25 protein-coding genes are annotated in these 25,986 nt (G+C 72.2%); 12 read left to right on the top strand and 13 right to left on the bottom strand.

The window, feature by feature from the left end; genetic code table 11:
• The first annotated feature begins 77 nt into the window (after positions 1 to 77).
• The 5 genes from ureA to WBK31_RS18320 all read left to right on the top strand — a co-directional run bounded on the left by ureA (position 78) and on the right by WBK31_RS18320 (position 6,651).
• Entirely contained in the window at positions 78 to 641 is a 564-nt protein-coding gene (gene ureA, locus WBK31_RS18340; RefSeq protein ID WP_364052777.1) for an urease subunit gamma, read from the top strand.
• Positions 638 to 2,281, top strand: coding sequence for an urease subunit alpha (locus WBK31_RS18335; RefSeq protein WP_364052774.1), 1,644 nt, complete (start codon positions 638 to 640; stop codon positions 2,279 to 2,281). The genes ureA and WBK31_RS18335 overlap by 4 nt, the downstream gene beginning before the upstream one ends.
• 12 nt (positions 2,282 to 2,293) lie before the next feature.
• On the top strand, positions 2,294 to 3,571 hold the full coding sequence (locus WBK31_RS18330) for an MFS transporter (protein ID WP_364052771.1): 1,278 nt from the start codon (positions 2,294 to 2,296) through the stop codon (positions 3,569 to 3,571).
• Entirely contained in the window at positions 3,571 to 5,181 is a 1,611-nt protein-coding gene (locus WBK31_RS18325; protein ID WP_406675296.1) for an amidohydrolase, read from the top strand. The genes WBK31_RS18330 and WBK31_RS18325 overlap by 1 nt, the downstream gene beginning before the upstream one ends.
• A gap of 153 nt (positions 5,182 to 5,334) precedes the next feature.
• Complete coding sequence (locus tag WBK31_RS18320) at positions 5,335 to 6,651, top strand: sensor histidine kinase (protein WP_406675295.1); 1,317 nt, start codon at positions 5,335 to 5,337, stop codon at positions 6,649 to 6,651.
• A gap of 227 nt (positions 6,652 to 6,878) precedes the next feature.
• Here the strand turns inward: WBK31_RS18320 and WBK31_RS18315 are convergent, their stop codons facing one another.
• From WBK31_RS18315 to WBK31_RS18300, 4 genes are read right to left on the bottom strand one after another with little or no spacing between them, the layout of a single operon-like run.
• Positions 6,879 to 7,685, bottom strand: a complete 807-nt coding sequence (locus WBK31_RS18315) for a carbohydrate ABC transporter permease (RefSeq protein WP_406675294.1) — start codon at positions 7,683 to 7,685, stop codon at positions 6,879 to 6,881.
• Complete coding sequence (locus tag WBK31_RS18310; RefSeq protein WP_364052759.1) at positions 7,682 to 8,665, bottom strand: sugar ABC transporter permease; 984 nt, start codon at positions 8,663 to 8,665, stop codon at positions 7,682 to 7,684. Before WBK31_RS18310 ends, WBK31_RS18315 begins: the two co-directional genes overlap by 4 nt.
• A gap of 4 nt (positions 8,666 to 8,669) precedes the next feature.
• Entirely contained in the window at positions 8,670 to 9,893 is a 1,224-nt protein-coding gene (locus WBK31_RS18305; protein ID WP_406675293.1) for an extracellular solute-binding protein, read from the bottom strand.
• Positions 9,890 to 10,855 carry a LacI family DNA-binding transcriptional regulator gene (locus WBK31_RS18300; RefSeq protein WP_364052753.1) on the bottom strand — a complete coding sequence of 322 codons (966 nt, stop codon included), beginning with the start codon at positions 10,853 to 10,855 and terminating at the stop codon, positions 9,890 to 9,892. The genes WBK31_RS18305 and WBK31_RS18300 overlap by 4 nt, the downstream gene beginning before the upstream one ends.
• Before the next feature lie 88 nt (positions 10,856 to 10,943).
• Here WBK31_RS18300 and WBK31_RS18295 point away from each other — a divergent pair, with 88 nt between their 5' ends.
• Positions 10,944 to 13,124, top strand: coding sequence for a glycogen debranching N-terminal domain-containing protein (locus tag WBK31_RS18295; protein WP_406675292.1), 2,181 nt, complete (start codon positions 10,944 to 10,946; stop codon positions 13,122 to 13,124).
• 156 nt (positions 13,125 to 13,280) lie between these two features.
• On the opposite strand, the gene WBK31_RS18290 is transcribed toward WBK31_RS18295, so the two are convergent.
• Entirely contained in the window at positions 13,281 to 13,868 is a 588-nt protein-coding gene (locus tag WBK31_RS18290) for a TetR/AcrR family transcriptional regulator (protein WP_364052747.1), read from the bottom strand.
• A gap of 89 nt (positions 13,869 to 13,957) precedes the next feature.
• Here WBK31_RS18290 and WBK31_RS18285 point away from each other — a divergent pair, with 89 nt between their 5' ends.
• The 3 genes from WBK31_RS18285 to WBK31_RS18275 all read left to right on the top strand — a co-directional run bounded on the left by WBK31_RS18285 (position 13,958) and on the right by WBK31_RS18275 (position 16,032).
• Complete coding sequence (locus WBK31_RS18285; RefSeq protein ID WP_406675291.1) at positions 13,958 to 14,899, top strand: aldo/keto reductase; 942 nt, start codon at positions 13,958 to 13,960, stop codon at positions 14,897 to 14,899.
• A 140-nt stretch (positions 14,900 to 15,039) separates the two neighbouring features.
• The gene (locus WBK31_RS18280) at positions 15,040 to 15,669 is read left to right on the top strand and encodes an isochorismatase family cysteine hydrolase (RefSeq protein WP_364052741.1); all 630 of its coding nucleotides are present in this window, start codon (positions 15,040 to 15,042) and stop codon (positions 15,667 to 15,669) included.
• A gap of 9 nt (positions 15,670 to 15,678) precedes the next feature.
• Positions 15,679 to 16,032: a MarR family winged helix-turn-helix transcriptional regulator gene (locus WBK31_RS18275; protein WP_406675290.1), complete on the top strand. Its 354-nt coding sequence runs from the start codon at positions 15,679 to 15,681 to the stop codon at positions 16,030 to 16,032.
• Between the two features lie 63 nt (positions 16,033 to 16,095).
• Here the strand turns inward: WBK31_RS18275 and WBK31_RS18270 are convergent, their stop codons facing one another.
• From WBK31_RS18270 to WBK31_RS18255, 4 genes are all read right to left on the bottom strand, one after another.
• On the bottom strand, positions 16,096 to 16,515 hold the full coding sequence (locus tag WBK31_RS18270; protein WP_364052735.1) for a nuclear transport factor 2 family protein: 420 nt from the start codon (positions 16,513 to 16,515) through the stop codon (positions 16,096 to 16,098).
• Positions 16,516 to 16,564: 49 nt separating this feature from the next.
• Complete coding sequence (locus tag WBK31_RS18265) at positions 16,565 to 17,059, bottom strand: cupin (RefSeq protein WP_364052732.1); 495 nt, start codon at positions 17,057 to 17,059, stop codon at positions 16,565 to 16,567.
• 93 nt (positions 17,060 to 17,152) lie between these two features.
• Positions 17,153 to 18,109 carry an NAD-dependent epimerase/dehydratase family protein gene (locus tag WBK31_RS18260; RefSeq protein WP_364052729.1) on the bottom strand — a complete coding sequence of 319 codons (957 nt, stop codon included), beginning with the start codon at positions 18,107 to 18,109 and terminating at the stop codon, positions 17,153 to 17,155.
• Positions 18,110 to 18,195: 86 nt separating this feature from the next.
• On the bottom strand, positions 18,196 to 18,534 hold the full coding sequence (locus WBK31_RS18255; RefSeq protein ID WP_364052726.1) for a hypothetical protein: 339 nt from the start codon (positions 18,532 to 18,534) through the stop codon (positions 18,196 to 18,198).
• A 194-nt stretch (positions 18,535 to 18,728) separates the two neighbouring features.
• On the opposite strand from WBK31_RS18255, the gene WBK31_RS18250 reads away from it, so the two are divergent.
• Together WBK31_RS18250 and WBK31_RS18245 are read left to right on the top strand one after the other, a co-directional pair.
• A complete protein-coding gene (locus WBK31_RS18250) occupies positions 18,729 to 19,127 on the top strand; it encodes a hypothetical protein (protein ID WP_364052723.1) in 399 nt (132 codons plus the stop codon).
• A 229-nt stretch (positions 19,128 to 19,356) separates the two neighbouring features.
• Positions 19,357 to 19,785 (top strand): glutaredoxin domain-containing protein, encoded by a 429-nt coding sequence (locus tag WBK31_RS18245; RefSeq protein WP_364052720.1) that lies wholly within the window; start codon positions 19,357 to 19,359, stop codon positions 19,783 to 19,785.
• A gap of 195 nt (positions 19,786 to 19,980) precedes the next feature.
• On the opposite strand, the gene WBK31_RS18240 is transcribed toward WBK31_RS18245, so the two are convergent.
• From WBK31_RS18240 to WBK31_RS18225, 4 genes are all read right to left on the bottom strand, one after another.
• Positions 19,981 to 21,555, bottom strand: coding sequence for an SRPBCC family protein (locus WBK31_RS18240; RefSeq protein WP_406675289.1), 1,575 nt, complete (start codon positions 21,553 to 21,555; stop codon positions 19,981 to 19,983).
• A 51-nt stretch (positions 21,556 to 21,606) separates the two neighbouring features.
• A complete protein-coding gene (locus tag WBK31_RS18235; RefSeq protein WP_378788414.1) occupies positions 21,607 to 22,122 on the bottom strand; it encodes a hypothetical protein in 516 nt (171 codons plus the stop codon).
• A 684-nt stretch (positions 22,123 to 22,806) separates the two neighbouring features.
• Positions 22,807 to 24,207 carry an amino acid permease gene (locus WBK31_RS18230; RefSeq protein ID WP_406675288.1) on the bottom strand — a complete coding sequence of 467 codons (1,401 nt, stop codon included), beginning with the start codon at positions 24,205 to 24,207 and terminating at the stop codon, positions 22,807 to 22,809.
• Positions 24,208 to 24,233: 26 nt separating this feature from the next.
• Entirely contained in the window at positions 24,234 to 25,367 is a 1,134-nt protein-coding gene (locus WBK31_RS18225) for an aminotransferase class V-fold PLP-dependent enzyme (protein ID WP_406675287.1), read from the bottom strand.
• Positions 25,368 to 25,443: 76 nt separating this feature from the next.
• Between WBK31_RS18225 and WBK31_RS18220 the strand changes: the two genes are divergently transcribed.
• Entirely contained in the window at positions 25,444 to 25,980 is a 537-nt protein-coding gene (locus WBK31_RS18220; RefSeq protein WP_364052708.1) for an XRE family transcriptional regulator, read from the top strand.
• Positions 25,981 to 25,986 lie beyond the last annotated feature (6 nt).

Raw genomic sequence — 25,986 nt, 5'->3', positions numbered from 1 at the left:
CGCGCATTTACGCACCGTCTCACCGTTGGTCGGCCCCCTGACCTCGCCATACCGTGAGCGAAACGGGAGGTTCGACGTTGCATCTGACACCTCGCGAGCAGGAGCGGCTCACCATCTTCACGCTCGCCGAGCTCGCCCGCCGCCGCCGCGCCCGTGGGCGCAGATTGAACGCCCCCGAGGCCATCGCCCTGATCTGCGACGAGATCCTCGAACTCGCCTGGGACGGCGCCACGCTGCCCGAGGTCATCGAGGGCGCCAAGGCCGTGCTCGGCCCCGGCGACGTGATGGAGGGCGTCTGCGCGCTCGTGCCCCACGTCCAGGTCGAGGCGCTGTTCCCGAACGGCACCGCGCTCGTCGCCGTGGACGCCCCCATCGGCCCGCCGGAGCCCGGCGGCCCCGGCGCGGTCCGGCCGCTGCCGCGCGAGGTCGAGCTGAACCCCGGCCGCGAGCGCACCACCCTGCGCATCACCAACCGGGGCGAGCGCACGGTCTACGTCTCCTCGCACTTCCCGCTGGGAGAGGTCAACGCGGCGCTGTCGTTCGACAGGTCGCCGGAGGGGCTCAGGCTCGCCATCCCCGCCGGCACGGCGACCGCCTTCCCGCCGGGCGAGACCGTCGAGGTGGAGGTCATCACGTCATGAGACGCGAGACGTACAACGCGATCTACGGCCCCACCACCGGGGACCTCATCAGGCTCGGCGACACCTGCCTGTGGGCCGAGGTGGAGGCCGACGACGTGCCGCACGGCGACGAACTGCTCGGCGGCTGCGGCAAGACGCTGCGCGACGGGCTGCTGGCCAGCCCGCGCGGCGACAGGGAGTCCGCGCTCGACCTGGTCGTGGCCGGGGTCGTGCTCATGGACCCGGTGCTCGGCGTGCGCAAGACGCACATCGGCGTCAAGGACGGCAGGATCGTCCCGTTCGAAGGCGCGATCATCGACTCGCACACGGCGATCGTGCCCGGCGAGGGCCTGATCGCCACGCCCGGCGTCGTGGACTCGCACGTGCACCTGTCGTCGCCGGAGATCGCGCCCGCCGCGCTGGCCTCCGGCGTGACGACCGTGGTCGGCATGGGCCTCGGGGGCGTGTGGGACGTCGGCGTCAACCCGGCGCACAACCTGCACACGCTGATGGCCGCCTGGCGCGGCACCCCGCTGAACGTGGCGTTCCTGGCCCGCGGCTCCTCCAGCTCGCAGCGGCTGCTGGAGGAGGCGGTGCTGGCGGGCGCGGGCGGCTTCAAGATCCACGAGGACTTCGGCGCGACGCCGCGCGTCATCGACACCTGCCTCGGCGTCGCCGAGCAGGCCGACCTGCCGGTGGCGCTGCACTCCGACTCGATGAACGAGTCCGGTTACCTGGCCGACACGATCGCCGCGACGCGCGGGCGCACCGTGCACGCCTACCACGTCGAAGGCGGCGGCGGGCATCCCGACCTGCTGGAGATCCTCTCCGAGCCGCACGTGCTGCCCTCGTCCACCACCCCCACGCTGCCCTACACCACGAACACCGCCGGCGAGCTGTTCCCGATGACGATGACCGTGCACCGGCAGAACCACCACATCGACAGCGACGTGGCGGTGACCCGCAGCCGGGTCAGGGAGCACGGCATCGCGGCCGAGAACGTCCTGCACGACCTGGGCGCGATCAGCATCGTCAACTCCGACTCGATGGGCATGGGCCGGGTGGCCGAGACCGTGCGGCGCACGTGGCAGGTGGCGCATCTCAACGCCCTGGCGGCCGGCGCGGGAGACCCCGCGGGAGATAACGCGCGCATCCTGCGCTACCTCGCCAAGCTCACCGTCAACCCGGCCGTCGCGCACGGCCTGGCCCACGAGGTCGGCACGCTGCAGCCCGGCCGCCTGGCCGACATCGTGCTCTGGCAGCCGGCCTGGTTCGGCACCAAGCCCGAGCTGGTGATCAAAGCCGGTTTCGTCGCCCACGGCGTCTCCGGCAGCGGCTCCGGCTCCACCCGGCTCACCCAGCCGCGCGTCTACCGGCCGTACTTCGGCGGACTCGGCGACGCGCCCGCCCGGCTGTCGCGGATCTTCGTCGCGCACGACGCGCTCGACTCCGCCGACAGCAGGGACGCCCTGCCACGCGGCCTGCGGTACGCGGCGATCCGGCACTCCCGCGGCCTCACCCGATCCGACATGTGCCGAAATATGGCGACTCCTCGCGTCGAGGTGCCGCGCGAACCCGGACCCGTCCTCGTGGACGGCGCCGCGGCGAGCATGGCCCCCGCCACCGAGGTGCCGCTGGCTCGACTCCACCACTTCGCCTAGGAATCCCCCCGTATGAGCTCCACCACCGCCCGCGGCGCGGGCATCGCGTCCTTCGTCGGCACCTCCATCGAGTGGTACGACTTCTACATCTACGGCACCGCGTCCGCCCTCGTCTTCAGCAAGCTGTTCTTCCCCGAGGTCAGCCCCGCCGCCGGCGTGATGGCCTCCTTCGCCACCTTCTGGGTCGGGTTCCTGGCCAGGCCGCTCGGCGGCGTCGTCTTCGGCCACCTCGGCGACCGCATCGGCCGCAAGCGCACGCTCGTCGTCACCCTGCTGCTCATGGGCGGGGCCACCACGCTCGTCGGCGTGCTGCCCACGTTCGCGCAGATCGGGGTGCTCGCGCCGGTGCTGCTCGCCACGCTGCGGCTGGTGCAGGGCATCGCCGTCGGCGGCGAGTGGGGCGGCGCGGTGCTGATCGCCGCCGAGCACGCGGGCCCCAAGCGCATCTTCTACGCCGCCTTCGCCCAGCAGGGCTCGCCCGCCGGGTCGATCCTCGCCACCGCCGCGTTCGCGCTGGTCAGCATGCTCCCCGAGGACGCCTTCCTGTCCTACGGCTGGCGGATCCCGTTCCTGTGCTCGGCCGTGCTGCTCGTGGTCGGCCTGGTCATCAGGATGCGGGTGGAGGAGTCGCCGGAGTTCACCCGCATGCAGGAGCGGCGCGAGGTGGCCAAGCTGCCCGTCGCCGAGGTCTTCCGCAGCTCCTGGCCGCTGGTGCTGCTGGGCATCGGCGCGAGCGGCGTCGGCATCGCCTCGGCGTACTTCACCAACACCTTCATCCTGTCGTGGGCCACCACCGACCTCGGCATCAGCCGGAGCACGATGCTCGACGTGCTGCTCATCGTGGCCATCACCCAGTTCGTCACCCAGCCGATCGGCGCGGTGCTCGGCCAGCGCTACGGCGCCGCCCGCTTCATGCTGATCGCGTTCACCGCGCTCATCGTGTGCACGCCGATCACCTTCGCCATGGTCGGCACCGGCTCGCCCGTCCTGGCCACGCTGGGGCTGGCGCTCAGCATCGTCTTCGGCGGCATGTCGTACGCGGCCCTGGCCGGCTTCCTGGCCGAGGCGTTCCCCGCCCGGGTCCGCTACACCGGCATCTCGCTGTCGTACCAGCTCTGCGGCGCCCTCATCGGCGGCACCGCCCCGATGATCGCCCAGGCGCTGCTCACCTCGACCGGCACCATCTGGGCGGTCGTCGCCCAGTACCTGGTCATCATTCTGCTCACCATGGCCTGCGTGGCCGCCCTGCGGCGCAGGAGCGTGGCGGCGCGGGAACCGCTGGAGGTCTGATGCGTCTCGACGCGCTGTTCGTCAACGGCCGCTTCACCACCCTCGACCGCGACCGGCCGCAGGCCACCCGCCTGGGCGTGCTGCACGGCCGGATCGCCGGGCTGGACGAGGAGCTCGACGGGGTGAGCGCCGAGACGGTCGTGGATCTCGGCGGTGCGCCCGTCGTGCCCGGCTTCAACGACGCCCACCACCACCTGAGCATGCGCGGCCAGCGGCTGCGCGAGCTGGACGTGCGCGTGCGCAGCCTCGACGAGCTGTACGCGCGGGTCGCCGAGCGCGCCGCGACCCTGCCGGAAGGGGCCTGGATCCGCGGCGGCGGCTACGACCAGAACAAGCTGGGCGGCGTCCACCCCACCCGCGAGGCCCTCGACCGGGCCTCCGGCGGCCGCCCGGTCTGGCTCCAGCACACCTCCGGCCACATGGGCGTGGCCAGCACGGCGGCGTTCGCGCTCATGGGCTTCCCGTCGCTTGAGGACGTGCCCGACGTGCCGGGCGGCTCCGTCGGTCGCGACGAGCGCGGGCTGCCCGACGGCCTGCTCGCCGAGCAGGCACAGGACCTCGCGCTGCGGGTGCTGCGGCCGCTCGCGCACGAGGAGTTCATCGAGGGCATCGCGCTGGCCGGGCGGGCCGCCGCCGCCGAGGGGCTGACCAGCTTCACCGAGCCGGGCGTCGGCGCCGGCCTGGCCGGCAACGGCCGCTGGGACGTCGCCGCCTTCCAGGACGCGATCAGGCGGGGCCTGCTGCCGCAGCGGGCCACGCTCATGCCGGGCTCGCCCAATTTGCACGACGTGGACGCCGAGTTCGGGCTCGACCTCGGCGTACGCTCCGGGCTGGGCGACGAGTGGCTGCGGATCGGGCCGGTCAAGCTGTTCTCCGACGGCTCGCTCATCGGCCGCACCGCCGCCATGTGCTGCGACTACGCGGGCGAGCCCGGCAACCGGGGCTTCCTCCAGGAGGAGGCGGAGGCGCTGCGCGGCTTCATCCTGCGCGCCCACGGCTCCGGCTGGCAGATCGCCACCCACGCCATCGGCGACGCCGCCGTGGACGTCGTACTCGACGCCTACGCCGAGGCGCAGGCCCGCACTCCGCGCCCGGACGCCCGCCACCGCATCGAGCACTGCGCGGTCACCAGCGACGCCCAGGTCGCCAGGGTCGCCGAGCTGGGCGTCATCCCCGTGCCGCAGGGCCGGTTCATCTCCGAGATCGGCGACGGCATGCTGGAGGCGCTCGGGCCCGAGCGGTCGCGCGGCTGCTACCGGCAGCGCTCGTTCCTTAAGGCCGGCATCGTGCTGCCGGGCAGCTCCGACTGCCCCGTGGTGGCGGGCGCGCCGCTGCTCGGCATCCACGACCTGGTCAACCAGCGCACGGCGAGCGGGCGGCCGTTCAACCCGCCGGAGGCGCTCACCGTCGAGCAGGCGCTGCGCGCCTACACCGAGGGCTCGGCGTACGCGGTGCACGAGGAGCACCTCAAGGGCACGCTGAGCCGGGGCAAGCTGGCCGACTTCGCGGTGCTCTCCGACGACCTGTTCGCCGTCGATCCCGCCGCGATCAAGGACGTCACCGTGATCGCCACCGCCGTGGGCGGGCGGCTGGTCCACGACGGGCGTTGACCCGGTTTCTCCACCTATGACCCGCACGTTGCGGCGGCATTGGCTCCCCATGAACCGGCAGTTGCAAGCATGGCCCTGAGGAGCGAGGCGAGCGGGGAGGTTGCCTATGCCCCTGCGTCCCGGCGCCTCTCCGTGCAGGCCCGCCTCATCCTGATGACCGCGCTGCTGTCGCTGGCGAGCCTCACCGGGGTCGCGGTCGCCGCGGACCTGATCGTGCGCGAGAAGGTCGAGAGCGAGGTCTACCAGAGCACCCAGCGCGCGGCCTCGGACTGGATCGCGGCCATGGACACCTCGACCCCGCAGCCCGTGACCACGGCGGAGGTCAACCTGCTCCAGCTCGTGGACGCCACCGGCCGCGTCGTGGCGGCCAGCCGCGACGCGGCAGGGCGCCCGCCGATCAGCACGCTGTGGCCGGGCTCCGACGACCGCATCAAGCACGGCAGGGAGTGCGCGAACGGCGAATGCGTGATGTTCACCGCCTTCCGGCCGTCCCCGCAGGAGGAGGAAGGGCTGTGGGGCGGCGCCTCCCACGTCGTGTACGCCGGCCGCGTGGAGCCTCCCGTCCTGGCCGGCTGGAACCTCGAGCTTGGCCTGGCCGGCGCCGTCCTGGTCGCCAGCGCGCTGGTGACCGGCCTGGCGGCGCTGCTCATCCGCCGTACCCTGCGCCCGGTCGAGGTGATGCGGGACCTGATCGCCGAGATCACCGTCACCGACCTCGGCCTGCGGGTGCCCGTGCCACGCGGCCGTGACGCGATCGCCACGCTCGCCCGTACCGTGAACCGGACCCTGGCCAGGCTCGAGGAGGCCGTCCGGCAGCAGGGCTACTACTCCTCGATGGTCTCCCACGAGCTGCGTACGCCGCTGACCGGCCTGCGTACCCGGCTGGAGGAGGCGCTGATCTATCCGGGCGTGGACCGAGGCCAGACGATCAGCGACGCGCTCGGCAGCGTGGGCCGTCTCCAGGTGATCATCGATGAGATGCTGCTGCTCACCCGGGTGCGCACGTCGTCACCGCAGCAGGCCGAGCGGGTCGATCTGGGCGCTCTCGTACGGGACGAGGTCGAGCGCCTGTCGCCCGCCTACCGGCCGCGCGTGTCCGTCGACGACGCTCCCCGCGTGTGGGGCAACCGCGTCCAGCTCGGAGAGGTGCTGACGAACCTGCTGGTCAACGCCGAGCGGCACGCCCGAAGCGCGATCGAGGTGAGCGTCGAGCGCGCCGACGGCGAGGCCGTGCTGACCGTCTGGGACGACGGCGACGGCATCGCGCCCGACCAGCGCGAGCAGGTCTTCCAGCCCTTCATCCGGCTGGCCGCGGGGCGCGAACGCGACCCCGGGGGCAGCGGGCTCGGCCTGGCCATCTCCCGCGCCATCGCCCAGGCACACCAGGGCAACCTGGCCATCGAGGAGACCCCGCGCGGCACCTGCTTCGTGCTGCGGCTGCCGCTGGCGGGCGAGCACGAGCCCGGCTGAGCGAGGCCAAGGGTCCTCGCGATCAAGGGACTTTCGGCCCTAGGGAGCGGCGGCCGGAACCGGGAGCATGGGTGGCGCACCCGCTGAGGTGCGGAAGAGAGGCACTCATCCCAACAGGACGGCTCCGTCCGGCCGCGGGCTCCGGCGAAGACCGGCGGTCATCACCGGACCCGCGACCGCGGCGGAGCCGTTCGAAGCCGAGGACGCGACCCGAGCCCGACGCGGCGTCAGCCCTTCTCCGCGCCCTCGTTGGCGTCGCGGACGAAGTAGCGCTGGAAGATGAGGAAGATCACCGCGACCGGGACGGTGGCCAGGAGCGCGGCGCCCAGCTTGAGCGGGAACTGGGTGCCGCCGCCGAGCGAGCCGCTGACCAGTTCGGCGAGGCCGCGCGGCAGGGTGAACAGCTCCGGGTTCTGCACCGCCACCAGCGTGTGCGGGAACTCGTTCCACGAACCCTGGAACGACAGGATCGTCAAGGTGATCAGCGCGGGCCGGGACATCGGCAGCACCACCGACCAGAAGACCCGGAACGTGCCCGCCCCGTCGATCCTGGCCGCCTCCTCGACGCTGCGCGGCACCGACTCGAAGAACTGCTTCATGATGAAGACCCCGGTCGCGTCCGCCACGAGGGGCAGGATCAGCGCGAGGTACGAGTCGTACATGCCGAGCTGGTTCAGCACCAGGAACTTCGGGATGAACAGCACCACGCCCGGCACCGCCATCACCGCGATCACCGCCGCGAACAGCCCCGCCCGGCCGCGGAAGCGCAGCCGGGCCAGCGCGTAGCCCGCCATCGAGTCCAGCAGCACCCGCCCCAGCGTCACCACGATGGTCACCAGCAGCGAGTTGCCCAGCCAGATCGGCATGTCGGTGCCGCCGAACACCCGCTCGAACGCCGCCAGCGTGGCCGGGTGGGGGATGGGCGACAGCGGGTTGGCGGCGGCGTCGGGGTCGGTCTTGAAGGAGTTCGCGATCTGGATGACGAACGGGTAGATGAAGACGACCGAGAAGACGATCAAGACGAGGCGTCTCATGCCTTGCGCTCCCTCATGACCCACCGCTGGAACAGCGTCAGCAGCACGATGATCGAGAAGAGCACGAACGAGATCGCCGTGCCCACGCCGTAGTCGAAGTCACGGAAGGCCGTCCGGTACGACAGGAACGCCGGCGTCAGCGTGGTCTTGGCCGGATCGCCCTGGCTCATCACGTAGATCTGGTCGAACACCTGCCACGTGCCGATCAGCCCCAGCGTCAGCACCAGGAACATGGTCGGCTTGAGCATCGGCAGCGTCACCCGCCAGAACCGCTGCCACCGGGTGGCGCCATCGATCATGGCGGCCTCGTCGAGCGTCTTCGGGATGTTCTGCAGCGCCGCGAGGAACATCAGCATGAACGTCCCCGACGTCGTCCACACCACCAGCATGATGATCGCGCACATCGCCACGCTCGGCCCCGACAGCCAGTCCCACCAGCTCAGGCCGAGCATGCCGTGCTCGGTGAGCACCGCGGGCGGATCGCCGATCAGGAGCTGGATCACGCCGCGCGGGTCGGAGAACCACTGCGGCCCCTGCACGCCGAGGAAGCCGAGCACCTGGTTGACCGCTCCGGAGTTGCTGAAGATGAACAGGAACACCACGCTGATCGCGACGGAGCTGGTCACCGACGGGAAGTAGAAGGCGGTGCGGAAGAACCCCTTGCGCTTGTTCACCACGAGTGCGAGGAAGAGCGCGAGCGCCGTCTGCAGCGGCACGACCGCGGCGACGTAGTAGATGTTGTTGCGGATGCTCGTCATGAAGTCTTCGCGGGCCAGCCCGTCCTCGGTGAACAGCCGGGCGTAGTTGTCGACGCCGACGAACGGCACCTCGGCCCGGAACGGGCTGCCCTGCCCGTTCCATCCCGTGAGGCTCACCCAGAGCGCCATCAGGATGGGCAGGAGCAGGAACAGCCCGAGGATCACCACGACCGGCGCGACGAAGAGCCACCCCGCGAGGTTCTCCCTGGTACGGCTGCGCATCACGTCAGCCCAGCGTGCTTTCGGTGTTCTTCTGCAGCCTGGCCAGGATCTCCTTCGGGTCCTTGGAGGCCAGCTGCTGCAGGCCCGCGTCGAAGTCGGACAGGACGCTGTCCATCTTCGGGGCGTTCACCGGGCCCTGGGCGTAGTCGGCGCCGCCCACGAAGGCGGCGTCGCCCGGGAACTCCTTGAGGTAGTCCTCCTTGGCCGAGGCCCTGGACGGCATCACGCCGAACGCCCTGGCGAAGGCGAGCTGCTGCTCCTTCTTCGTCATCGCCTCGACGAAGCTGATGGCCGCGGCCTTCTGCTTGGACTTGGCGGCGATGCCCCAGCAGTTGCTGAACGACAGCGTGCCCTTGCCCTTCGGCCCGGCGGGCAGCTCGTGCACCGAGAACTTCACGTCCGGATAGTCGGCCTTCATCGCGCCCTTGATCCAGTTGCCCTCGATCGTCATGGCGGCCTTGCCCTTGCCGAACGCCTCGCCGCCCCACTCGGCGTCGAGCGCCTTGGCGTACTGGGCCTGCTTGCCGGTGAGCAGGTCCTTGACGTACTGCAGCGCCTGAAGGTTCTCGGGGCTGTCACCGGTGGCCTGCTTGCCGTCGGCGCTGGTGATCCAGCCGCCCGCCTGCACCATGAACGCGCCGACCCGGTCGCGCGTGTCGCTGAACGTCAGCGGCGTCACGTCCTTGATCTTCTTGGTGACGGCGGTCAGCTCCTCCCACGTGGTGGGGATGTCGTCCTCGGTGAGGCCGTTCTTCTTCCACAGGTCGTCGTTGACGATCAGGGCGAGCGTGGAGAAGTCCTTCGGCACGCAGTAGAAGCGGCCGTCGTAGGTGTAGGTCTCGCGCAGCTTCGGATAGAAGTCCTGGACGTCGGAGATCTTGTCGGCGTACGGCTCCAGCGCGCCGACGCTCGCGTAGTCGGCGAAGCGCGAGGCGTCCACGTAGAACACGTCGGGCGGGTTGCTGCCCGCCAGCGCCTGGCCGAGCTGCTGGTGGATGTCCTGGGCCGGGGTGACCACGGCCTTGTTGCCGGTGGCCTTGGCCCACGCGTCGGCCGCCTCCTTGACCGCGTTCGTCTCGGCGTCGCCGGACGAGGCCATCAGGACCTGTAGCTCCGCCGGGCCGCTGGTCTGCTGCTGCGGCGCGGCCTGCCGGTTGTCGAAGCCGCTGCCGCAGGCGGTGGCGGTCAGGAGCACGGCGGCCGCGGCGGGGATCGCGAATCTCTTCATGATCGAGGGTCCTTCCGGATGACCAAGGTGGGACTGAGCAGCGCGTGGGACTCGGTCGGCCGGCCCGACAGGCGGCCGGTCAGCATCTCCACGCAACGGGCGGCGACCTCGGCGAGCGGCTGGCCGAGGCTGCTGAGACCGACGGCGGCGGCCACCGGCGTGTCGTCGAACCCGACGACGTCGCGCGTGACCTGCAGGGCGCCGAGCGCCACGGCGTCGCTGACGCACACCAGGGCGGTGGCCCCGCGCCCGGTCAGCTCGAGCGCGGCCGCCCTGCCCTGGGTCAGCGTGCCGTCCGTCGCGAGGTCGAGGTCGGTGTCGAGCCCTTCGGCCGACAGCGCCCTCGACCAGCCGGCGCGGCGGTCGTCGCCCACACCGGAGCCCGGTTCCCAGCCGATGAAGCCGATCCGCCGGTGCCCGGTGGCGAGGAAGTGGCGGGTGGCGGCCTCGGTGCCGGCCGCGCCGTCCACGTCCACCCAAGGGTGGCCGACGTCCGTGGCGCCCCACGGCCGGCCGAAGGTGACGAACGGCAGGTCACGCTCGGCCAGCCAGGCGGTGCGCGGGTCGTCGTGGTGGGTGCTGGTCAGCACGTAACCGTCGGGCTCGAACTCGCCGCGGAGCCGGTCGATGGTGTCGATCTCGTTCTCGTCGTCGGTGGCGGTGTAGAGCAGTACCCGGTAGCCGGACCTCTCCGCCGCTTCGGTGAGGCCGTGCAGCCAGCGGTCGAAGACGTTCATGCCGTCCTCGGTCGTCTCGATCCGCACGGCAAGGAGCCGCGACCGGCCGGTCCGCATCTGCCTGGCGGCGGCGCTCACCCGGTAGCCGAGGGTCTCCACCGCGGCGAGCACGCGCTGCCGGGTCTCCTCCTTGACGACCTCCGGGGAGTTCAGGACGTTCGACACCGTCTGGCGGGACACACCGGCGAGCCGCGCCACATCGGCGATCGTGACCTTCGCCGCCATATATCGCCTTTCCGTGAGTTTGAACGATCAAAATGATGTATGCCAGGATTAGATCGTTCAAGTTAACGGAGTGTCAAGGGGGCCTCACGTGACCGACCACCGGCTGCAACCGCTGTTGCACGATCTCGTCAGCACCGTGATGGCGCCGACGACCGCGCTCAGCAGTGCGGACGGCCAGATCAGGCCCGCAGGGGTGCAGGGGCTCTTCCACGCCGACGCACGGGTGCTCTCCCAGGCCGGGCTGCTGATCGACGGCCGCGAGCCGGAGGCCGTCGCGCACGCCGTGCCGGGGCCGGGGCTCTCGCGCTTCGTCGCGCTGGCCCGCTGGCTCGGCGACCCCGCCCCAGACCCGACCGTCAGAGTGGACCGCCTGCGCCGGGTCACGCCCGGCGGCATGGACGAGGAGATCACCCTCGCCTCCACCGCCTCGGCCCCCGCCACCTGCACCATCACGGTGGAGCTCGGCTGCGACCTCGCGCCCATCGAAGTGGTGAAGTCCGGCGGGGACACGGCGCCTCTCGCCCCCGTGTCCGATGCCGGCGGGCTGGTCTGGGAGTCCGGTGACGTCCGGGTCAGCGTGCGGGCCGACGCCGAGATCAGCGGGCAGACGCTGCGGTGGCGTGTCACCGTCCCGCCGGGGGAGCGGGTGACCGTACGGTGGGGCGTGACCGTCCAGGACCCCGAGGCGGTCGTCGCCGCGCCTGCCAAGGCGCTCGAATGGAGCAGGCCGCAGGTGGAGGCCGACGACGCCCGCCTGGTACGCCTGGCCCGCCAGTCGCTCGACGACCTCGAGTCGCTGCGGCTCACCGAGACCGGCGCGCCCGATGACACGTTCCTGGGCGCCGGAGTGCCCTGGTTTCTGACCCTCTTCGGCCGCGACAGCATCTGGGCCGCCCGCATGCTGCTCCCGCTCGGCACCGAGCTGGCCGCCGGCACCCTGCGCGTCCTGGCCCGGCGCCAGGGCACGAAGATCGACCCCACCTCGGGCGAGGCGCCCGGCAAGATCATGCACGAGCTGCGCCGCCACGAGTTCAAGCTCGAAGCGAACCAGCTCCGCCTGCCCGCCGCCTACTACGGCACCATCGACGCCACCCCGCTCTGGATCACGCTGCTGCACGACGCCTGGCGCTGGGGCATGCCCGAATCCGAGGTCGCCGCGCTGCTGCCCGCCATGGAGGCGGCGCTCGGCTGGCTCGCCGACCACGGCGACGCCGACGGCGACGGCTTCCTCGAGTACATCGACACCAGCGGGCGCGGCCTGGCCAACCAGGGCTGGAAGGACTCGGGCGACGCCGTCCGCTTCCACGACGGCTCGCACGCCGAGCCGCCCATCGCGCTCGTCGAGGTCCAGGGGTACGCGTACGAGGCGGCCACCGCCGGGGCGGCGTTGCTCGACGCCTTCGGCCGGCCCGGCGCCGAGCGGTGGCGCGACTACGCCGGCCGGCTGGCCGAACGGTTCCGCGCGAAGTTCTGGACGGACCGCGGGCACCCCGCGCTCGCCCTCGACCGCGACAAGCGCCCGGTCGACGCGCTCACCAGCAACATCGGGCACCTGCTCGGCACCGGCATCCTGACGCCCGACGAGGAGCTGCGCATCGCCGGCCTGCTGAGCGACCCGGCCATGTCGGGCGGCTTCGGGCTGCGCACGATGTCGAGCGGCGATGCGGGGTTCAGCCCGCTGTCGTACCACTGCGGCTCCGTCTGGACCCACGACACGGCGATCGTCATCACCGGCCTCGCCCGCGCCGCCCTGTCCAGGGAGACCGCGCTGACCGCCGCCCCGTCCGGGCGGGCTGACGTGGCCGGCGCGCCTGGTGCGGTCGGGACGTTGCCCGGCGAGCCTGATGTGGCCGGCGCGCTGTCCCGCGAGACGGATTCGGCCGGCGCGCCGTCCGGCCCGGCCGATCTGGCCGCCGGCCTCGCCCGGGGGCTGCTCGCCGCCGCCGAGGCGTTCGACTACCGCCTGCCGGAACTGCACGCGGGCGACTCGCGGGAGCTGTTGGGCCGGCCGGTGCCGTACCCGGCGGCCTGCCGCCCGCAGGCGTGGTCGGCCGCGGCCGCCGTCGCGATCCTGCACGCCGCCACCGGCCTCTACCCCGACGTCCCGGAAGGCAAGGCGGTCCTCCGTCCACTGCCCTCCGCCCCGCTCGGTGCCCTGTCGGTCCGCGGCCTGCGGGTGGCGGGCTCCTCGGTGGACGTCACGGTGGACGCGTCCGGCACCGCCCACGTCACCGGCCTGCCCGAGGGCATCACCCTCGTGACGGAGTGACCCGCCGCCCGGCCGCCCGCCCCGTCGCGCCTGCCGCCTGGGCGATGCGCGTGCCCGGCCAGGCCGCCGCCGCGGAGCGCGACCTGCGCCAGGCCGCCGCTCGTTCTGGGCGGCACGATCCGCCACCCCGCCCCGCAGCGATGCCCGCCCGGACGGCTAGGGCCGGAGGGCGTCCATGAGGAGGTCGAAGAGGCGGTCCATGCGGTCCCAGGTGTCGCCGGCCGCCGTGGACAGGAAGACGCCCAGGATCATCGCGGTGACGTCGTCGGGGTCGATGTCGCCGCGCAGGGTGCCCGCGCGGGCACCGCGCTCCAGGATCGTGCCGATGGCGGCGGTGATGCGTTCCCTGGTCGTGGGCGTGGCGAGCCGTCCTGAGGCCCAGCCGGCGCGCAGGGTGTCGAGCATGGCGCGCTTGGTCGAGACGAACGCCCCGTAACGCTTCATCCACGCCCGCAGCGCGACCTCGGGCGGGTGCTCGGCAAGGAGGGCGGGTACGCATCCGGTCACCTCGTCGAGCTCGGCGGCGTACACGGCCTCGACGAGCGCCTCCCGGGTGGGGAAGTGGCGGTAGAGCGTGCCGATGCCGACGCCGGCCTGCTTGGCGATGCCTTCGAGCGAGACGGGCCCGTCGGCGGTGGCGAAGGCCGCGCGGGCGACGGCGAGCAGGTTCTCGCGGTTGCGGCGCGCGTGCGCGCGAACGGGCCGCCCGGGGGCCGGAGATTCGGAAGATTCCGGGGCAACCAAAACGGAGGCACCTCCGATAGTGCTAGGGTCGGTCTTGGCGGAGGGTCCTCCGCTTTCTCTCGTCATTGTCTCAAGGACGGTGTTTCCTGATGTCCTCCGGCACCTCTTCCTCCGACGTCACGGCCACCGGAGCACCGCGTCCCGGCGGCTCCGGCCTGCTCGGCGACCTTACCGTCTCCCGCGTCGGCTACGGCGCCATGCAGCTCGAGCGGCTGCACGACGACCGCGCCGCCGCCGTACGGCTGCTGCGCCGCGCCGTCGAGCTGGGCGTCGATCACGTCGACACGGCCGACTTCTACGGCGACGGCTTCGTCAACGACGTGATCCGCGAGGCGCTGCGCCCCGAGGACGGCGTGGTCGTCGTCAGCAAGGTGGGCGCGGTCGTCGACCCGGACGGCCCGTTCCCGCTCCGCCCCGCCCAGCGTCCCGGGGAGCTGCGGGCGAGCGTCGAGGCCAACCTCAAGAGCCTCGGCGTCGAGCGCATCCCGGTCGTGAACCTCCGCAGGCTCGACGTCGGCCCCGGCATCCGCGCCACCGGCCCCCAGGTGGTGGACGTGGACGACCAGCTCGAGGTGATGACGGCGCTGCGCGACGAGGGCAAGATCGGTGGGATCGGGCTCAGCGCCGTCTCGCTCGACGTGCTGCGCCGTGCCCTGCCCGCCGGCATCGTCTGCGTTCAGAACGCCTACAGCCTCGTCGGGCGCGACCACGAGGAGATGCTGGCGCTGTGCGCCGCCGAGGGGATCGCCTGGGTGCCGTACTTCCCGCTGGGCGGCGCGTTCCCCGGCATGCCCAGGGTGGTGGAGCAGCCGGCGGTGACCGAGGCCGCCGCCAGGCTCGGCCGCACGCCGTCCCAGATCGGTCTGGCCTGGCTGCTGCGGCACGCGCCCAACGTGCTGCTCATCCCCGGCACCGCGTCGGCCGCCCACCTGGAGGAGAACGTCGCCGCGGGCGAGATCGCGTTCGACGACGAGACCCTCGCCGCGCTGGACGCCGTACCGTCGCAGTCCACGAACATCCTGCTCGGCTGATCGCCTTCGCTTCCGGTCAAGGGGGTTTGGCGCCGCGCTGACCCGCGCGGGACGCGCACGTGCCGGCCTGCGGGGTAGAGCCGTGACGGGAGGCGCGGAACGGGCGCCGCCCCCTTGTACGCGAAGGCGGAGGAACACTTGTGACCCGGCTCTACGATCCCCGTCACACGGCGGTCCTGCTGATCGACCCGTACAACGACTTCATCTCCGAGGGCGGCAAGCTCTGGCCCAGGCTCGCCCCCGTCGCCACCGAGGTCGGGCTGGTGGACAACCTGCGTACGGTGACCGCCGCCGCGCGCGGGATCGGCGCCCGGCTGCTGATCGTGCCGCACCGCCGCTGGGAGCCGGGCGACTACGAGAGCTGGCGGCACCCGAACCCCACCCAGCGCGGCATCATGGAGCGGCACTCGTTCGCGCGCGGGACGTGGGGCGGGGAGTTCCACCCTGACCTCGCGCCGCAGCCCGGCGACATCGTCGTCCACGAGCACTGGGCGCAGAGCGGCTTCGCCAACACCGACCTGGACTTCCAGCTCAAGCAGCACGGCATCACGCACGTGGTGCTGATCGGCGTGCTCGCCAACACCTGCCTGGAGTCGACCGGCAGGTTCGCGATGGAGCTGGGCTACCACGTCACGCTGGTGCGCGACGCCACGGCGGCGTTCAGCCCGGAGATGATGTACGCCGCCCACGAGCTGAACGGCCCCACATTCGCCCACGCCATCCGCACCACGGAGGAGCTGGTGGAGGCGTTCGGCCTGACGGCGGCCTGACCGGACGCGATGGCCTCACCGCGCCTGGGCGGCGGGCCGGGTGGCCGGCTGGAACCTGAACGACCGGGGGAGCCGGGCGCCCGCGCCGGGCTGACCACCGGCCCGACCACCCGGCTCATCGACCGGCTGGAGCAGGCCGGATACGTCCGCCGCAGCCCCGCCACCGACGACCGCAGCAAGGTCATCGTCGAGCCCGTCGGCAAGCCCGCCGAGCTCGACGAGGTCATGACGCCGGTCAGGCGCGAGGTGGGCGAGATCCTGGCCGGCTGCACCGACGACCAGCTCGACGTGCCCTACGACTACTTCCGCAGGGCCGCGCGCGCCTACGAGCGGGCGGCGGAGCGGTTGCGCGCCGGCTCATGACGGCGGTGCTCAGGCGCCGGCTCATGACGGCGGTGCTCAGGCACCGGCTCATGACGGCGGTGCTCAGGAGGCGGTGAGCGCCCGGGTGACGGTCAGGCTGTCCTCGTAGATGTGGTAGCGGGTGATCAGACCGTCCTCGACCGTCAGATGCAGCGCGAACGGCGACGTGTACGCCACTCCGCCGCCCCGTACGGTCTGCTTGATCACCCCGAGCACCACGGCATGCGGCCCGTCCACCAGGATGCGCTCGATCGAGGTGCCGTTCAGCTCGGGCACGTGGTGCTCGGCCAGCGACCGGAAATGCTCGGCCACCTCGGCCCGGCTGGACCGGGGACGGATCCACGGCACGGCGGGATGCCCCTCGGAAGGCCAGGAGAGCCGCCAGTCCACCGGTTCGGCGAAAAGTTCCGCCGTACGGTCGTGGTCTCCCTCGGCGATCCTGGTCAGCAGCTGGGTCACGACGTCACGGGTGCGTTCACTCATGACGGCGATGCTTCCACCTCAGGCCGGAAGCCGTCGATTACCTGGGAGGTCATGCCGGGCGGCGGCAACGCGCCCCGCCGGGCGGCTCCGGCCTCGCCAGATCCGGCCGCTCCGCGCCGGTCCGCCGCTCCAGGCGGGTGCCGTGCGGCAGGGTGACGGCCAGGATCGTGCTCGGGATGTCCAGCTCGATACGGTGCCAGCGGCCACGCGGCACGATGGCGGCGGTGCCCGCCCCCAGCCTGACCACCTCCTCCCCGCGCCCGTCCGGACGCAGGAAGAGGCGGATCTTGCCGACCACGCAGGAGACGATCTCGTCGGCCTCCGGGTGCATCTCCCAGTGGTCGGCGTGCACGTCGTCGGCGGTCTTGGCGTGGAAGGCCGTCAGCCGCCAGCCGTCCCGGTCGCCGCCCGCGCCTCTCCTGCCCGCGCGGATCTCGCCGTCCCGGCCCAGGTGGATCTCGGACGCGAGGAGGTCGATCGGCCTCGAGCCGCTCACGTCATGTCGGGGGATCAGCGGGACGAGCGCCTCCAGTTCTCCGTTCATGCCCGCCATCCTGACGATTCCCGGCACCGAGATCGCCCGCCAAGCGTCGGGGATGTCCCGGGCATGACGCACCGATCGGCGCGCGCCCGGGGATCAGGTGAGGAGGCGGAGCAGCTCGGCCTCCTCCTCGGCGGTGAGGCCGGATTTGGTGACCTGGTGACCGGAGTCGCGCAGCCAGGCGAGCGTGTCGCGCGCGGTGTCGGCGACCGGGCGGATGCGCAGCCCGGCGTCCAGCGTGGCCGAGACGTCGCGGGCCATGAAACCGGCGTATTCCGGCAGCGGCAGCCACAGCGGCAGCGACCGCGGACCCATCCACGGCGCCACCTTGTGCTCGGTGAGGAACGCCTGGTCGGCCCAGACCAGCTCGGGCCGCACCGACAACCCCTCGGCGATGCCGGCCAGCATCTCGCCCCTGGTGAACGGGCTGGACATCACGTCGTACGGCCCGGCGAGCCCCTTCTCGGCGGCGTCGAGCGTCCAGGCGGCCACGTCGCGTACGTCGATGAGCTGCACCAGGTCGTCAGGGGAGCCGGGAGCCAGCACGGGCCCGCCGCGCGCCAGCCGATCCACCCAATAGGTGAACCGGTCGGACCCGTCCTCCGGGCCCACGATCAGCCCGGCGCGGACGATCAGCGCCGCGTCACCGGCGATCTGCTCGCACGTCACCTTCGCCGGCCCGTAGTTCTCCGGGGCGCTCTCGTCGGCGCCCGGCGCGAGCGGCTCGTGCAGCACCTGGTTGGCCTCGTGGGTCTCGGCGTAGACGCTGCACGAGGAGATCAGCGTCCAGTGCCCGGCGCGCCCCGCCAGCTCGGCGACCGCCCTGCGGACCATGCTCGGCTGCCTGGCGACGTCGATCACCAGGTCGAACGAGCCGTCCAAGGGCGACAGGCCGCCGTCCTGCGCGCGATCGACGCGGACGAACTCCACCCCCTGCGGCGGGTCGCCCGCCTGGCCGCGCGCCGCGCACACCACCTCGTGCCCGCGATCGCGTGCCTGCCGCGCGATCTCCCTCGACAGAAACCTCGTGCCACCCAGAACAAGTGTCCGCATGCCCTCATCCTGGCCCATCGAGGCAGGCGGAACCGGCCCGCTTCACTCCCAGCGCAACCCGAACCGCCGCCTCGATGGGAGGGGCGCTAGCCGGAGGCGAATCGCTGAGCGCGGTCGCGGGCCCACTGCACCATCTGCGCGGTCTGCTCGTCCGGGATCGGCGAGCCGGGCATGCCGCTCAGCCGTTCGACCTGCTCGGCGAGGCGGAGGTGCTCGCGGTGGGCGTGCTCCCTGCACGGCAGGCAGGTGACGCGCTCGGGGTGGGGCGAGGTCATCGCGTACGGCACCTGAAGCCCGCAGCCGGAGGTCACCACGGACGGCGCGTCGGGGACGCGGCCCAGCGTCGAGGCGATCACGTTGCGGAAGGCGGCACCGGATTGCAGCACCTTCTGCTCGACGTGGATGTGCGGGTCGATCTCGCGCATCGGCGGCGCACCTCCGTCAGTCCGGCGGCTCTGGAGCCAGACTAGTGCGATGGCGGACGGGCTTACGCTTCTGCTGCTTTTCGGTCACTTTCCGTGCCGTCCGATCGTTGCGTTACGCAAAGGACTGTTATGGTCGCGATAGGTGATCTGGTCGGCGCAGATCTTCCTCGTACGTCCACGCTGGGACCCTTGTCATGCACCCCTCAGAACCTGGCATCCACGAGAGCGCTCCGGACTTCGACATCCGGCTCGACAGGCAGGAGGAGGTCGTCCTGCTGTCCCTGACCGGGCGGCTTGAGGGGGTGGCGTGCCTGATCCTGCAGCAGTACCTGGTCAATGCGCTGGTGGCGCGGATCCCGCCGCTGATCGTGGTCGATCTGCGCGAGCTGGCGGCGGTGGACGAGCACGGGCGCGACGTCCTGCGATCGGCGGCGCGGCACGCCAGGGTGTCCGATGGACGGCTGATCGTGATCCCAGGGGACGGCATCACCGGCCATGGGCACGCCGGTGAGCGGGCCGGGATCGAGGTGGCGGAGTCGGTGGACGACGCGCTCGCCGAACTCGCCTGCATCCCGCGCCGGTCTTCCGGCTGACGCGGCCGAAGACGCCGGGGAGCGGTCGACGCGGCCGGCCGACGCCGGGGAGCGGTCGACGCGGCCGGCCTGCGCCGGGGAGCGGCTGACGCGATCGGCCGGCGCCGGGGAGCGGCTGACGCGATCGGCCGGCGCCGGGGACCGGCTGACGCCGTTGGAAGCGGCGGAGGATCGGCTGACACGGCCCCGGAGCGCAGGTGCGAGAGGCGTTCCGATAGCTTGCCTGATCGTGAGGCGCAGATGGATGGCACCGGGCCTGCTGGCGGCGATCGGGGTGGTGCTCGCGGCGTGGACGGCCGCGAGGGGCGGTCTCGTGGCGGCGGCCGCGATGCTGGTGGTGTACGCCGCGCTCGGCTTCGTGATCTCGCCGCTGGCGTTCCCCAGGCCGGTCGGCGCTGAGGAGGCGCGGCGGCGCAGCGCGGCCGACGGGCGGGCGATCGTCTACTGGCGTCCGGGCTGCCGGTACTGCATGCGCCTCAGGTTCCGGCTCGGCCGCGCCGCCCGGCGGGCGTACTGGGTGGACATCTGGCGCGACCCGAAGGGCGCGGCGGCGGTGCGGGGGATCACCGGCGGCGACGAGACCGTCCCGACCGTGGTGCTGGCGGGCGAGCCGCACGTCAACCCCGACCCGAAGTGGCTGCGCGACCGGCTCGGCTGAGTCCTCAAGTGACGGGTCAGCCCGCCGCCGGGCGAGGTGCTGCCCGCGCCGGCCGGTGCCGCCGAGCGTGCGTGCGTTCAACGTGCCAGGTGTGCCGGAACAGGGGAGTGCCCGCCTCCGGGCCGCTGAGCCGGAGGCGGGCACGTGTGGCGGCGAGGCGCGGGCCCGTCATGGGCCGATCGGTCCGGCCGCCTTTCAGCGGCTTCGCTCCTCGCCTTCGCCTTCTTCCTCCTCGTATTCGCCTCCTTCCGGCTCCTCTTCGGCCTCTTCCGCTTCCTCCTCTTCCAGTTCTGCCTCCTCCCCGGGCTCCTGCTCGGCGGGCTCCTCGCCCTCCTCCGGCTCTTCGCCCTCTTCCTCCTCGTACTCTTCTGGCTCTTCTTCCTCTTCCTCGGCCTGAGCCGCGCGTTCCTCTTCCATCGCCGTCTCGTGGTCCTTGACCACCTCGCCGTCGCGGATCTCGCCGCGCCAGCCCTCGCCGACGTCCTCCGGGTGCAGCAGCAGGTGCGCATTGACGTGGCGGCGGAAGTGCTTGAGCTCGAGCCGTACGCGGCGGCCCTGCGCCCGCCACAGATTGCCGGTCCGTTCGAACAGCCCCTGCGGGTGGTACTCCAGCACCACCAGTACCCGCGTCAGGTCGTCGCTCAGCTCGTGGAACGTCACCGCGCCGTCCACATGACCCTTCGGCCCCTCGGACCGCCAGATGATCCGCTGGTCGGGGATCTGCTCGACGATGCTCGCCGTCCAGCTCCGGTGCGACCAGAAGACCTGCGCCTTCCAGGTGAGCTTCTCGTCGGACTCCTGCTTGACGTTCTCCACTTTCTTCATGAACGACGGGAAGTCCTGGAACTGCGTCCACTGGTCGTACACCAGGCGGCGGGGCGCACCGATGTCGATCGTCTCGACGATGTTGGTGACCTTCTCGAAGCCGCCCTTACCGCCTTTGCCGCCTCCGGTGATCTTCTGCATGATGCTCTGCAGCCCGCCCTTGACACCGCCCTTCAGCACTCCGCCCAGGACGCTGCCCGAGCCGCCTCCGTCGTCTGAACCCGAGCCGCCCTTGCCGGTCACCGCGCTCAGCAGGCCCTTGCCGCCGTGCTCGGCGTAGTCGGTGAGGCGGCCGGTGAGGCCCTCGAGCTTGTCGCCCGCCTTGGATACCGCGCGGTTCAGCGCGGCGTGCATGAGGTTCTTCGCCTCGTCGGCGAGCCGCTCGGTCGGCAGCGCGGCGAGGAAGTCCTTGCCGACGCCCTTGACCGCTCCCGCCGCCGTGCCCGCGGCTCCCTTGGCTGCGCCGGTGACACCCTTGGCGGCGCCTGTCACGCCCTTGGCGGCTCCCGCGACCTTTCCGGCCGCGCCGGTAGCGCCCTTGGCGGTGTCCGTGACGCCTTCAGCCGCACCTTTGGCGGTGTCGGTGGCGCCTTCGGTCGCGCCTTTGGCGGTGTCCGTCGCGCCTTCGGCCGCGCCGGTGGCGCCCTTGGCGGTGTCGGTGGCCTGCTCGGCGGCGCCGGCGGCGGCGCCCGTCGCCTGCTTGGCCGCATCTGCGGCGCCCTTCACCGGGCCCTTCGTGGCGCCCTTCGCCGTACCGGCGGCCCGAGTGGCCGTGCCGGTCGCCGTCCGCGTGACCTTGCCTGCGGCCGACGTCTTCTCCGTGCCTTCCTTGGCGGCGCTCGCGGCCTTGCCCGTCGTGCCTTGCTTCGCCGCACCGGCGGCCTTGCCGAGCCCGCTGACCGCACGCTTGCCCGCGCCCGCGGCCTTACCTGCCGTACGCGTCAACCGCCGTACTGTGGGGCGGCCCGCTCCCGCTCGTTCCTCAGCCACCTGTGCTCACCTCCGCACGGAGGTCCGCCGGATGGTACGCGGCTGCCGTCGCGCCCGTTCCTGCCCAGCAGGCTCTCGCTCGGTTTCATCCTGATCCCCGGCCTCGTCGCCGGTATCGCTCTCGGGCTCGCCGTCCGAGGAGGACTCGTCGGTGGGGCCGGTGCCGTCCGCGCCCTCGGCGGGCTGGTCCGCGCCCTCGGTGGGCTCGTCCCCGCCCTCGGCGGTGGCCGGTGTCTTGAGCTGCTCGGCACGTTCATGGAGCTTGTCGCTCAGGGAGTCGACCTGTCTGCTCGCCGCGGCCTTACCGGCCTCCAGCAGGCCGCCCTTGACCTGCTCGGTGAGCTTGCCGATATCGGCCGATGAGCCCAGCGCCTTCAGCCCCAGCGACAGCAGCCCGCCGTTCCCTGAGGCCTTTCCCGCAAGCCCGGCCGCCGCCAGGAACGCCGCCGTGCGCAGCTTCCGTCGCCGCCCGAGGTAGTACCCGGCCAGCAAGGCGCAGGCGATTCCCATCTTGTTCGCCATGATCGAGTTTTCCTTCCCCGAGGCCGCGTCTGTGAAGGCCGACCCATCGCCGCCCGCCTGCCCTCAAAGGGGGCAAAGAACCTGAAATCAGGCGAAACTTCAGCAAAACTCGGCATCGGCCGGTCTCCGTGCCGGTGCCCGAACGGCCCGCCGCGTGGCATCGGCGGGCCTCCGTGCCGGTGCCTGAACGGCCCGCCGCGGGTCAATCGGGGAGCAGCGTCACGCAATCCTTTCGGGTGGGTCGGCACGCGTCGTGACGGCGAGCACGGGTGGGCCGGGGTGAGGAGCGGGGGCGGCCCCGCGCGGCGCCTGCCGGCCGCGGGGCCGAGCCCGGCGGCGTCGAGATGGTTGGTCGGCTCGTCGAGCAGCAGCAGGTCGTGCCCGGCGCCGAGCAGGCAGGCGGCCGTCGGCGACCCCGATGGTGCCCGCGCGGCGCACGATGCCCGCGTCCGGTGCGAGCCTGCTTGCGAGCACCTGCAGCAGTGTGATCTGCCACGGCCGTTCTCGCCGGCCACGCCCAGCCGGTCGCCGGCCGAGACGGTCACGTCCACGCCGGTCACGCGCAGGGCGGCCACGACGAGCGAGGAAAGGTCAGAGCTGACGCGGATGCGCTCAGCCGCGCCCGTGGCAGGGCGGGGCGGGCCGCGTCGTCCTCAGAGGAAGTACACATGCATGCCGGGCACTTCACCCGATGCCGCGCACACCCGTTCGGGCCCGGCGGGAGGCGATCACGTACGCCGCGCTGACGATCACGAAGAACGGGACGCCCGCCCACCAGGCAGGCCGCAGCGGCTCGATGAACAGCGTCGAGACGATCACCGCGGCAAGGAACACCATCACCACGCCCGACGTCACGGGCGCGCCCCAGAGCCGCACCGGCGACGGCGGCAGCCCCTGGGCGGCGCGCTTGCGGCGGAACGCCTGGTGGGTGGCCAGGATGAGCAGCCACACCACCAGCGCGCCGAACACCGACACGCCGAACAGCGCCAGGTACGCGCCGCTCTCGCTGGCCGCCGACACCCCGGCCGCGAGCGCCAGGCCGAGCGCCGACAGCGCGAGCGCGTTGCGCGGCACACCCGCCCGGCTCAGCCGTCCCGTCCAGCGAGGGGCGTAGCCGTTGGCGGCCAGGGAGTGCATCATCCGGGTGGTCAGGTAGAGGTTGGTGTTGGCGCTGGACAGCGCGGCGGTGAGCACCACGAAGTTCATGATGGTCGCGGCGGCGGGGACTCCGGCGGCCGAGAACACGGTGACGAACGGGCTCTCGGTGACCGAGCCGCCCTGCGCCGTCACCGGCCACGGCACCACGGTGAGCACGATCGCGATGGCCACCACGTAGAAGAGCGCGAGCCGGGTGATCATGCGGCGGGCGGCGCGCGGGATGTCGCGTACGGGGTCCTCCGACTCGGCGGCGGTGACCGACACGACCTCGGTGCCGATGTAGCTGAACAGCACGAACACCATGGCGAGGAACAGCCCGCTCATCCCGTTCGGCAGGAAGCCGCCGTGCGCGGTCAGGTTGGCGAGGCCCGTGGCGTCCGCGCTGGGCAGGCCGACCGTCACCAGCACCAGGCCGAGCAGGATGAACACGATGATCGCCACCACTTTGATCATCGCGAACCAGTACTCGATCTCGCCGAACAGCCGCACCGCGGCCGCGTTCACCGCCAGCACGACGAGCGAGAAGACCGCGACCGGCAGCCACAGCGGCAGCGACGGCCACCAGAACTGCACGTAGATCCCGGCCGCGATCACCTCGCCGCCGATCGCGATGACCTGGATCGTCCAATACGTCCACCGCACCACGAACCCGGCCCACGGCCCCAGATAGCGGTGGGCGATGACCCCGAACGCGCCCGCCTCGGGGTGTACCACCACCATCTCGGCCAGCGACCAGCCGATCACCATGGCGACCGCGGCGCAGATGACGTACGCCACGATCGTCGCCGGGCCCGCCTGCGAGATCGCCAGGCTGGAGCCGAGGAAGAGCCCGGTGCCGATGGCGCCGCCGAGCCCGATCATCGTGAGCTGACGGCCGGTCAGCCGGCGCTGCAGGCCGGGTGCGTTGGGGGTCGCGGGGTCGTCCACGGCGGGTGCCTCTCGGTAGGGGGTGGTCAGCTCCTCCGATAGGAGCTGATGGCTTCGACGGCCGCGTCCACATCGGAGCGGTCGTTGTAGTAGTGGAACGACAGCCGCAGCAGGTCGCCGCGCGGCGCCGTCCAGATGCGGCGCTCGGCGAGCGCGGCGGCCAGCCGGTCGGGGGCCTGGTCGGCGATGGCCACCTGCGGGCCGCGCGCGCCCGCCGGGCTCGCCACCCGCACGCCCTCCGCGGTCAGCCGCTCGGCCAGCTCCTCCACCAGCCCGGACACGTGCCGCCGCACGTCGTGCAGGTCGATGCGCTCGATCAGGTCGAAGCCGGCGTTGGCGGCGTACGCCGACGGGATGGGCGGCGTGCCGGTCTCGAAACGGCGGGCGTCGGCGGGGAAGTCGAGCAGCCGGGGGTCGAACGCGAACGGCTGCCTGCGGCCGAACCACCCGGTCAGCTCCGGCTCGCGCTGCTGCTCGAGCCCGCCGCGCACGTACAGGAAGGCGATGCCGGGCAGGCCCAGCAGGTACTTGAGCGAGCCCGACGCGAGGTAGTCGCAGCCCAGCTCGCGCACGTCGATCGGGGTCACCCCGGCGGCCTGGTAGGCGTCCACGAAGACCCGCGAGCCCTGCTCGTGCGCCAGCCGCACGACGTCCTCGACCGGCAGGCGGGCGCCGTTGCGGTAGGTGTGCAGCGGCACCGACACCAGGCCGACGCTCTCGTCGATCAGCTCCTCGTACGCCTCCGCCGCCACGTGTTCGCCGCTGTCGGCCACCACCCGCACCCGCGCGCCGCGCTGACCCTGCGCCAGCCAGACGTGCGCGATGGATGGGAACTCCAGGTCGGTGGTGACGATGCCGGGCCGCCGCGACCAGTCGAGCGAGGAGGCGGCCTGGTATGCGGCCTCCGAGGCGCACGACAGCACGGCCACCTCGCCGGGCTCGGCGCCGATCAACCGGGCGAAACGCTCCCTGGCCCGCTCGACCTGCGCCATCCACGTCCCCCACGGGGCGCCCTCCACACGCAGCGAGTGGCCGATCTCCTGCAGCGCGTACGCCAGCCGCGACGACAGCGCGCCCTGGCTGCAGCTCGCGAGGTGCACGCAGTCGGCCAGAGAGGGGAACTCGGCCCGGAACTGGGAGGCGTTCAACATGTACGACATTTCGGGCACCTTATCCAGGGGATTTCAACCAGGTCAATAGCCGTTCAATGTGGTTGAACGACGGTAGGATCGCCGGGTGATCGGTGCCAGGATCCGGCAGCTCCGCACGGAACGCGGGCTGACCCTCGCCCAGCTCGCCGCCGCCACCGGCGTGTCCAGCGGGCTCATCAGCCAGGTCGAGCGCGACCTCGCCGACCCCAGCCTGGAGACGCTGCGGAAGATCGCCAAGGTGCTGGACCTGCCGCTGTTCGACCTGTTCAAGGAGCCCGACGCCGAGGCCGTGGCCGTGGTGCGGCGCGGCGGGCGGATGCTGGTCAAGTCGCCGGCCGGCGGGATCTCCTACACGCGCGTCTCGCCCGGCCATGGCCGCCTGGAGGTGCTCGAAGGCCACCTGCTGCCCGGCGGCGCGTCGGCCGCCGAGCCGTGGACGCACCCGTCGGAGGAGTGCGTGCTCGTGCTGCGCGGGCGGCTCGTGGTCGAGGTGGCGGGGACCGAGCACCTGCTGGAGGAGGGGGACAGCTGCTACTTCGACTCCACGCTCCCGCACCGCTACATCAACCCGGGCGACGAGCCCGCCGACTTCCTCGTCGCGGCGACCCCGCCCAGCTACTGACCGGTG

This window comes from Nonomuraea sp. N2-4H (genome assembly GCF_045291505.1).
Taxonomy (GTDB): Bacteria; Actinomycetota; Actinomycetes; order Streptosporangiales; family Streptosporangiaceae; genus Nonomuraea; species Nonomuraea fastidiosa.
This window is presented reverse-complemented; position numbering and strand designations above follow the sequence as displayed.